A 7,545-nucleotide genomic window follows, 5' to 3' on the forward strand; every position below is an offset into this window, starting at 1 on the left:
GCCTTAGAGTTGGCCCGCCCGCCGTCGTTGGCGGCGGGCCGACCGAGGGAGCTGAGCGCACATGCGCACACGCAGAATCGTGGGGGGAACGGCCCTCATCACCGTCGCCGCATCACTGACCGTGGTCACGGGCACGGGCACGGCGCTTGCGGACGGCGGCATCGTCCTGCCCATCGCCTCGCACTGGCAGACCATCACCGACGGCCGCCACGAGCGCGTCTACGTCAGCGCGCCGGGCAGCGACGCCGTCGTCGCCGTCGACTTCGACGGCCAGGTCGTGAAGACGATCGAGCAGCTCGACGGCGCCCGGGCCATCGCCCTGTCCCCCGACGAGAGCACCCTGTACGTCGCTCTCCCGGACGCGGACGCCGTCGCCGCCGTCGACACGGCCACGCTGCAGGAGACACGCCGCTTCGCGACGGGAGCGGGCACTGACCCTGAGAGCCTGGCCGTGGCGGGCGGCAGGCTGTGGTTCTCCCACGGCGACAACGCCGACGGCGGCATCGGATCTATCACCGTCGCCGACCCCGAGCCGGTGGTCGACCCTGGTGCGCTGCCCGAGTGGACCTGGTACGGCAAGCCGATGCTCGCATCTTCCACGGCCGCCCCCGGTCTGCTCGTGGCCGGTGAGACCGCGGCTTCGCCGGGCGAGATGCGGGTGTACGACGTCAGCTCCGGACAGACCCGGGAGGTCGCCCACAATCCCGGTCCGGGCGGCGACATCGAGGACATGGCCATCACGCCGGACGGGCAGAGCGTCATCACGGCCACGGGTTCGCCGTACTACCACCAGAAGTTCCGGCTGTCCGACCTCACCGAGACCGGCCGGTACGACACCGGTCCGTACCCCAACGCCGTGGCCGTCGCCCCGAACGGCGCCGTCGCAGCGGGCTGCGTGGCCGGCGGGGACCACGACGTCTACCTCTACCGGCCCGGCTCCACGACCCCGGTACGCACCGTGACCCTCAACTCCCCGTACCGCGACCTGCTGAGCCGCGGGCTGGCCTGGTCCCCGGACGGAACCAGGTTGTTCGCCCTGCGGTTCACATACGGCTCAGAGGTGATATTCGAGATCATCCGCGACGCCGACAAGGCCGCGGGCGAACTCACGCTGGATGTCCCGGCGACGGGCACGGCCGGCAAACGGCTCACCGTGCGTGGCACCCTGACTTCGGTTCTTCCCTACCCTGAGGGCACGACCGTCGCCGTGTCGCGGGACGGTGCCAGGCCGGTCACCCGGACCGTCGCAGCGGACGGCACGTTCCGCTTCACCGACCGGCCCAGGACCGCGGGGACTATTACCTACACGGTCACCCACCACGGCGACGCGGACCATTCGCCGACGACAGCCACCGCCACCCTCGACATCACCGGCTGACGTCTATCTGCCTGGGCCCCCGCCGCCTGGTGCCCGGCCCGGCGCCCAAGCAGTGGCGCCGGGCCTGCGGGCGTCAGGTGGCTGTGGGCCACGTCCGCAGCAGAGCAGCGATCTCCCCGGCGGTGCAGGCGGGGTCGAGGAGCAGGTCCTTGAGGGCGACAGCGTCCTCGCGGGCGGGTTTGACGGGGATCCCGGCGGCTTCGAGGTACATGACGCCCGTGGCGGCGGCGACGGCCATGTTGGAGCGCTCCAGCCAGCGGCACCGGCCCAGCGTGTGCACCAGGGCGGCGGCTTGGGCGTAGGGGCCGTCGTAGACAGGCTGCTCGAACAGTTCAGCCCGGTGGCGGGCGACCGCCGAGACGGGAACGCCATAGTCGTCGGGGGCCGGATCGTTGACCCCGGCGGCCTCGGCGACCTGCAGGATCCAGGGAACGTCGATGTGCAGGTCCATCAGGCTGCGCGTGCTCCCCGAGGCGCCTGCTGGGCCTGCTCGGCCTCGTCGAAGACCGTCTGGTGTTCGGCCAGGAAGCGGGCGGCCGCGTCCACCGCACGGGCTCGCAGGCCGCTGGCATCATCCTGCACAAGCCTGGCGAGGTAGTCCCCGATGCTCAATCCCAGGTCGGCGGCGCGCTTCTTCGCGAGTTCCGCAACGTCCTCATCCACCCGCGCGCCCAGCTGTGTCTTCGCCATACCAGCATGGTAACAGTCGTTACCACGCTGTGGGGGCGGCCACAGCAGGAGCGACGGCCCCGTCCGTCCAGTCCCCGTCGAAGAGGGCGGCGACCAAGCGCTCGTGACCCGCGTCAAGCTGCCTTGCACGGTGCTTGGTGCGGGCCTTGGCGAGCCAGGCCCCGATCTTGACCGTGTCGCCGTCGACGCGAATCGTCTCACGGGCGGCGGGAGCGCGGCCCTCGCGGTGAAGGAAGAGCTCCAGGAGCTGCACGATCTGCTCGAAGGTGCGGCGGGCGGGGCGGGCAGGGGCCAGCGGGTTGCTCTCGGGGGTAAGACCGAGCGAGGTCATCAGCTGCTGCTGGCCGGGGTGCAGAGCAGGCCAGGTGGTGAACTGGCGGTGCAGCCAGGAGCCGATCTTCACCCCGGCCAGCAGAGTGCCGCGGGTGAGCGCGCCCGGGTCGCTTCCGTCGGCGAGGTGGGCGCGCAGCAGGTGGTATTTGCGGTGCCAGTCCGCGCCGTGGGGCAGGCGCCAGTCCGCAGCCAGTGCGGTCAGGGCATCAGCGCGGGCCTGATCGAGCGTGTTCTTGGCCGCGTGGTGGCGTTGTTCGGCGAGCCAGGCTCCGACGGCGGTCGTGGCGGGTGCGGCGAGGTGGCCGTGGGTGCGCAGGTAGTGGGCGGCGGCAGCAAGGCGGGCGCGCCAGGCGGCGTCGCGCTTGTCCCAGATCATGCCGAGTGCGTCGAGTTCGGCGGTCCAGTCCGGCTCAAGGCGGCCGGCTTTCGCGGCGTCGCGCATGGTGGTGATGAAGGTGCCCAGCGTGTAGCCGGTGGGGTCGGTGTAGTCGGTGGGGACGTCGAGGTGGCCGTGTTCGTCGCGGTAGGACTGGGCGGCGGCAAGCCCGAGGCGTCGGGTGCGGGAAACGGCCGCCTCGCGGGGGTCGAAGGAGGCCAGGTCCATGGCGCGGGCGATGCGTTCGGGGTGGACGGTGAAGTCGAAGTGCCAGCGGCGTTCGATGACGTCGCTGGTCTCTCTGGGGAGGCGGTTGGCCTTGTCGGGCAGGCGCTCCAGGATGCGGTGGTCGTGGCTGGCCAGCGCGCAGGCGATCGCCCAGACGGGTTCGTAGGCGGTGCCGAGGATGTTCTCGCCGTCGGCGCCGGGCGGGACGTAGACGGGGTCCCGTCTGATCGCCGAGGGCGTCGACACCCCCAGCGTGGATGCCGAAAAGGCCCCGCCCGCTCCCCCGGCGACTGCTGCCGCACCGGCCGCCGTGGCACGTCCGCACGCCGCCCGGGCGCCGCAGACCTCACGCCGCCCGGGCATGAAGAAAGCCGCCCCCGCGGGCACTGCGGTGTCCGGGGGTGCGTACGCGCACGGTCCGCTGCTCGTCCTCGACGCCGACTCCGACCGGCGGGTGACCGGCTACGGCGTCGGCGGTCTGATCGTGGATGTGCCCGCCAAGTCGCTGCCCGCGCTGGTGGAGTGGACGCTCACCGAGGCGCGGCTGGGGGCGGAGAGGCTGCACGGTTCGGGCAAGGACGCCGACCCGCTGCTGGTGCTCACCGAGGCCGCGTGTGAACGCTACGGGCTGCCCGCTGCCCTGTCGGATTCCGAGCGGCTCGCCGGGCGGCTGCCGGAGGGGCACAAGGTCATCAGGCAGCTCGAGCGCGCCGACTGGCAGCTGACCAAGCGCGGGCTGGGGCCGTGGGCGCGGATCTACCGCCCCGCCCAGGGCAGCCGCCGTCAGTGCGTACAGCTGTGCATCCCCTCCTGGCGGGCCCTGGAGGGCCGTGCCTGGGGCCATGCCGCGCAGCTTCCGCCGCCGGAGCTGGCCCGGGTGCTGGGGGTGTACGCGGCCCGGGTGATGACGCCGGTCGGCTCCACCGCGGTGACGGGGCTGCAGCTGATGACGGCGCTCAGCCCGCCGACCCGCGCGAGCGAGCCGGACGCCGACGGCAGGCGGCACCGCGAGCACCGGCCCGGCTCGCTGGGTACGGAGCCGGTGGACCCCGCGCCGTGCGAGGGATGACCGTCAAGGGCGGCATCGGCAAGCTGCAGGAGAAGGCGCGCGGCGGCGGCTGGAAGCCAGGGCAGGCCTGGCCCGCGCTCGCCCGGCCGACGTGGCGCCCGGACATCCGCGCCACCGTCATCTCCCGGGCCCGCATCAACATGCACCGCAAGATGCTCAACCTCGCGGCGGCCACCGGCCGTTACCCGGTCGCGGTCCTCTCCGACTGCGCCGTCTATGCCGCCGACGGACCCAGCCCGCTGGACGTCCTGCCCTACGACAGCGACGGCAAGACCGTGCCGGGCAGTTTCCGGCTGGGGGTGTCGCCGGGGATGGTCAAGCACGAGGGCACCCAGAGCGTGCTGTGGGGCGCCGACGTGCTCGAGCAGCTCGCCGGCGACGGCCATGTAGCCAACCTCGCCCGCTACATCAAGACCGGCGAGGTCACCGCCAAGGACACCGGAGAGTAGGAGCGTTACAGGCGATGGTCACGGTCGCGGAAGAACTCGACAAGGCAGTGCAGGGGGCGTTCACGCGTCCCGTTCCCAAGTCCGCGGGGGCGCAGATGCGTTACCTGGTCCGGCAGCACCAGCGCAGCACCCGGCGCGTGGCGGAGCTGCTCGGCATCAGTCAGCGCACGGTCGAGCGGTATGTGAACAACCAGATCAAACAGCCTCGGCCGCACCTCGCTGAGTGCCTCGAGCGCGAGGTGCGCACGCGCTGGCAGCCGCAGATCAGGGCCAGGGCGAAGGAGGCCGCGGCCACCACGAGCGGCATCCTGATCGATGTGCAGGCGAGGTTCGGCTACACCGCCGCCGTCGGCAGCACCGACCAGGCCCGCGTGCGTCACCTCACCCTCGCCCTGCCGCCCCGCCACGCCGCCCGCCTCCTTCAAGCCCAGGAGGCCGGGGTCGACGAGGACGACCTCCGCCAGGTCGCGGCCGAGGCCTTGGGCGAGGTGTACTTCCGCGACGGCGGCCGCCGTGCCCACGGCCTCGAAGTGGAACTCAAGGACATCGTCGACCTGCAGTTTGAGCTGTAGGCGGTCAGGGCGCTGGAGCCGGAAGCAGAAAGGGCGTCGGGGAGAGCTGTGACAGCAGGAGCGTTAAGGACCGTGCCGCTGGCCGGGGAGCTGACCTCGTCGCTGATCAGCCGGGCCGCGGACCGCTGTGGCCTGCCGGCCGCGGGGGTGCTGCGGCTGTGGACGTGCCGCAACTCCACCGCCCGGTTGGACGGCGGCGGTGTGCGGGCCGATGCGGACCTCGTGCTCAACGAAGCCGGGCGGGCCGTGCTCGCCGAACTGTGCGGGGTCGAACCGGCGGTGCTGGCGCGCGCGTTGCCTGCCTTCACCGTGGATGATCCCAAGATCAGCATCGGGCGGGAGGCCGCCCTCCCGCAGGGGCGGTGGCGGGCGGCGGGCGCGGTGGGGACTGATCATTCTCAAGGTCATGGTCCTGGCCTCGGCCCGGACCGGCCCGAACCGCAGCCCCGGGCGCTCTTGCTCAGCCAGTTCTTCGCTGCCTGCAGAACTTGGTCCGCGTGAGCTCCGCTCCTCAGTTTCATGGTGGGGATCTCCTCGTCAGGAGAGATCGGCGCATCGTAGTTACGGCCGGTACGGTCGGCGTCCTTGACCTCTGTGAGGCCCAGCACGGCACCATCGGAAAGGCGACGGTTCTTGTTCCCGGTGGGGACGCCGTACGTGTCCTCGCCGAAGGACCGGGTCTGCGGCCGCCCCCGGAAGGCGACCGCCACCGCCTCAGCCGCGCTGGCCGTTACCCCGTCGGTCAGGACCGCGACCGGGGCGTGAGGGTTAGCCACGGGAGCACTGTCTCCCCAGTCGAAGGGTCTGCCGTTCTCACGCGGGCTGCCGTTCTGGATCGTCCACGGGTACGTCTTGCCGTCGGGATCCACGAACATGCCGACCTTGCCGTCCCCCAGAATCGGACCCGCGACGGCGAGCATGGGCCACATACTCCCACCGTGGTTACGGCGCAGGTCCACGACCCAGCCGCACGCCCCCGGGCGGTCAGCTTTCGCCACCGCCTCACGGCCTTGCCGTACATACCGCTGGTACGCCGCGTCAGATCCCTGTACTGCAGGGAGTGACACGTAGGCCACGTGCTCCCCCAGCGAGCGAGCCTCCGGCCCTTGGAAGGATGAGTCGGGCGGAGCCTCGATCACCTCTTTGACCTGCTTGGGTTCGAAGAAGGAACTGTGCCCGTGGCCGGCTGTCCGAAGGGCGGAGCGGATCGCGTCGTAGGTGTCTGACGGTTTCTGCGCGGCCCGGGCCTGCGAGAAGGCCTGGCGGCGTACCTCTGTCCACTCGACCTGATGACGGAGGAGCGCATTCTTCTCCATGATGTCCAGCACCTTCGACAGGTATGACCGGGCAGCGGCCGACATACCTGGCCCTTGTGCCCCCTCCGAACGATCCGTGCATCCCGTCCCCGCAACAAGAACACTCACCAGCCCAGCGCAGGCAGCCCCACGCAGCAACCGTCCCCGCCTCATCCATACCCCCAACTCTGCAATCAGGAGCAACCTTAGGCTGCCGAGCAACTCGCACTGGTGGCAGGTCAGTTCAGAAACAGGCACTTACCCCCGGCGGCTCGCTGTTCGTGCAGCTGCCGCCGGCCCGGCTCCCCGCCCGCACCGTCGTGCGCCTGCTGGCGGACAGGCGGGTCGGCGAGCACGTTTACGGCGGGCGCATGACGATGTCGGCCGCCGGCGATCGCATCCGGAACCGCGCCGACTACTGGGTCAGGGCCGCCGAGGACGTGCTGCGGGAACACACCGAGACGTTCTGGATGTGGCCCGCGACGCCGGCCCGGCTGACCCGCGAGCTGGCAGCGCACGGGTTCGCCCCGCTCCCTGGGTACGAGGAGTCGGAGCTGCCGGCAGTGACGCTGCGCGACCGCCGGTGAGACGCCGCACCGCAAGAACCCCCGCCGCACTGCCGCAACCGGGCCCGTCGCCCGGTCATCCGCGCGCCCCCGCCGCACGGTTCACCGTGTGTGCCACACCAACTGGGACGGGATGCAACGTGTGGCATGTGTAGATGCCAGTGATCGTCAGGGGCGGTCTGGCCGCCGGCAAGGCCACGGAGGAACTGGGCGCGCACGGACACGACGGGCCCCTCCTCGTCCGGGGTGCGGCCCGGGCTGGGTCGAGGGTGATCACCGCGCCGACCCGGGCCCGGTGGCGCAGGACCAACCGAACGCGTCCGTTGACCGGCCGGGTGGCCACGGTGGTCCGCGGCCCCCGTTACCGTCTTCGTGGCTCCGAAATGGGGCCTCCGGCCTTCGGGTCCGGCATGACTTCCCCCCTTGTTGTTCATGATCCGGGGGGTGGTGTCACCGGGCCCGGTGGTGCCGTCGCGGCCGGTGAATCCGAACAGATCTACGCACTCCTCACCGTCTACCAGGCACTATGCGCTCTCAAAGTCCACGCAGCCGAACAAGGTGAGGTCGATCCCGACCGGATCTCCTTCAC

8 protein-coding genes and 1 pseudogene are annotated in these 7,545 nt (G+C 71.3%); 5 read left to right on the forward strand and 4 right to left on the reverse strand.

The window, feature by feature from the left end; all coding sequences use genetic code 11:
• Positions 1-61 precede the first annotated feature (61 nt).
• Entirely contained in the window at positions 62-1,378 is a 1,317-nt protein-coding gene (locus tag IE239_RS38320; RefSeq protein ID WP_190154072.1) for a WD40 repeat domain-containing protein, read from the forward strand.
• Between the two features lie 73 nt (positions 1,379-1,451).
• Here IE239_RS38320 and IE239_RS38325 read toward each other — a convergent pair whose 3' ends face one another.
• Genes IE239_RS38325 through IE239_RS38335 form a run of 3 tightly spaced genes read right to left on the reverse strand, consistent with a single transcriptional unit; the run spans position 1,452 to position 3,251 of the window.
• Positions 1,452-1,829 (reverse strand): fic family toxin-antitoxin system, toxin component, encoded by a 378-nt coding sequence (locus tag IE239_RS38325; RefSeq protein ID WP_190154073.1) that lies wholly within the window; start codon positions 1,827-1,829, stop codon positions 1,452-1,454.
• Positions 1,829-2,068, reverse strand: coding sequence for a hypothetical protein (locus tag IE239_RS38330; RefSeq protein WP_190154074.1), 240 nt, complete (start codon positions 2,066-2,068; stop codon positions 1,829-1,831). The genes IE239_RS38325 and IE239_RS38330 overlap by 1 nt, the downstream gene beginning before the upstream one ends.
• Positions 2,069-2,087: 19 nt before the next feature.
• Positions 2,088-3,251 carry a helicase associated domain-containing protein gene (locus IE239_RS38335; RefSeq protein ID WP_229878676.1) on the reverse strand — a complete coding sequence of 388 codons (1,164 nt, stop codon included), beginning with the start codon at positions 3,249-3,251 and terminating at the stop codon, positions 2,088-2,090.
• 13 nt (positions 3,252-3,264) lie between these two features.
• Here IE239_RS38335 and IE239_RS38340 point away from each other — a divergent pair.
• From IE239_RS38340 to IE239_RS42735, 3 genes and pseudogenes are all read left to right on the forward strand, one after another.
• Positions 3,265-4,523: pseudogene (locus tag IE239_RS38340) on the forward strand (DUF8841 domain-containing protein); the annotation flags it as partial.
• 14 nt (positions 4,524-4,537) lie between these two features.
• Positions 4,538-5,095 carry a telomere-protecting terminal protein Tpg gene (tpg, locus tag IE239_RS38345; RefSeq protein WP_190154075.1) on the forward strand — a complete coding sequence of 186 codons (558 nt, stop codon included), beginning with the start codon at positions 4,538-4,540 and terminating at the stop codon, positions 5,093-5,095.
• Between the two features lie 72 nt (positions 5,096-5,167).
• Positions 5,168-5,596, forward strand: coding sequence for a hypothetical protein (locus IE239_RS42735; protein ID WP_229878678.1), 429 nt, complete (start codon positions 5,168-5,170; stop codon positions 5,594-5,596).
• On the opposite strand, the gene IE239_RS38355 is transcribed toward IE239_RS42735, so the two are convergent.
• The gene (locus tag IE239_RS38355) at positions 5,500-6,411 is read right to left on the reverse strand and encodes a S41 family peptidase (protein ID WP_229878680.1); all 912 of its coding nucleotides are present in this window, start codon (positions 6,409-6,411) and stop codon (positions 5,500-5,502) included. The two genes, IE239_RS42735 and IE239_RS38355, sit on opposite strands and share 97 nt — an antisense overlap.
• A 260-nt stretch (positions 6,412-6,671) precedes the next feature.
• Here IE239_RS38355 and IE239_RS38360 point away from each other — a divergent pair, with 260 nt between their 5' ends.
• Entirely contained in the window at positions 6,672-6,977 is a 306-nt protein-coding gene (locus tag IE239_RS38360; protein WP_190154077.1) for a hypothetical protein, read from the forward strand.
• Positions 6,978-7,545: the final 568 nt, after the last annotated feature.

Origin of the sequence: Streptomyces humidus (assembly GCF_014649655.1) — a bacterium.
Lineage (GTDB): Bacteria > Actinomycetota > Actinomycetes > Streptomycetales > Streptomycetaceae > Streptomyces > Streptomyces humidus.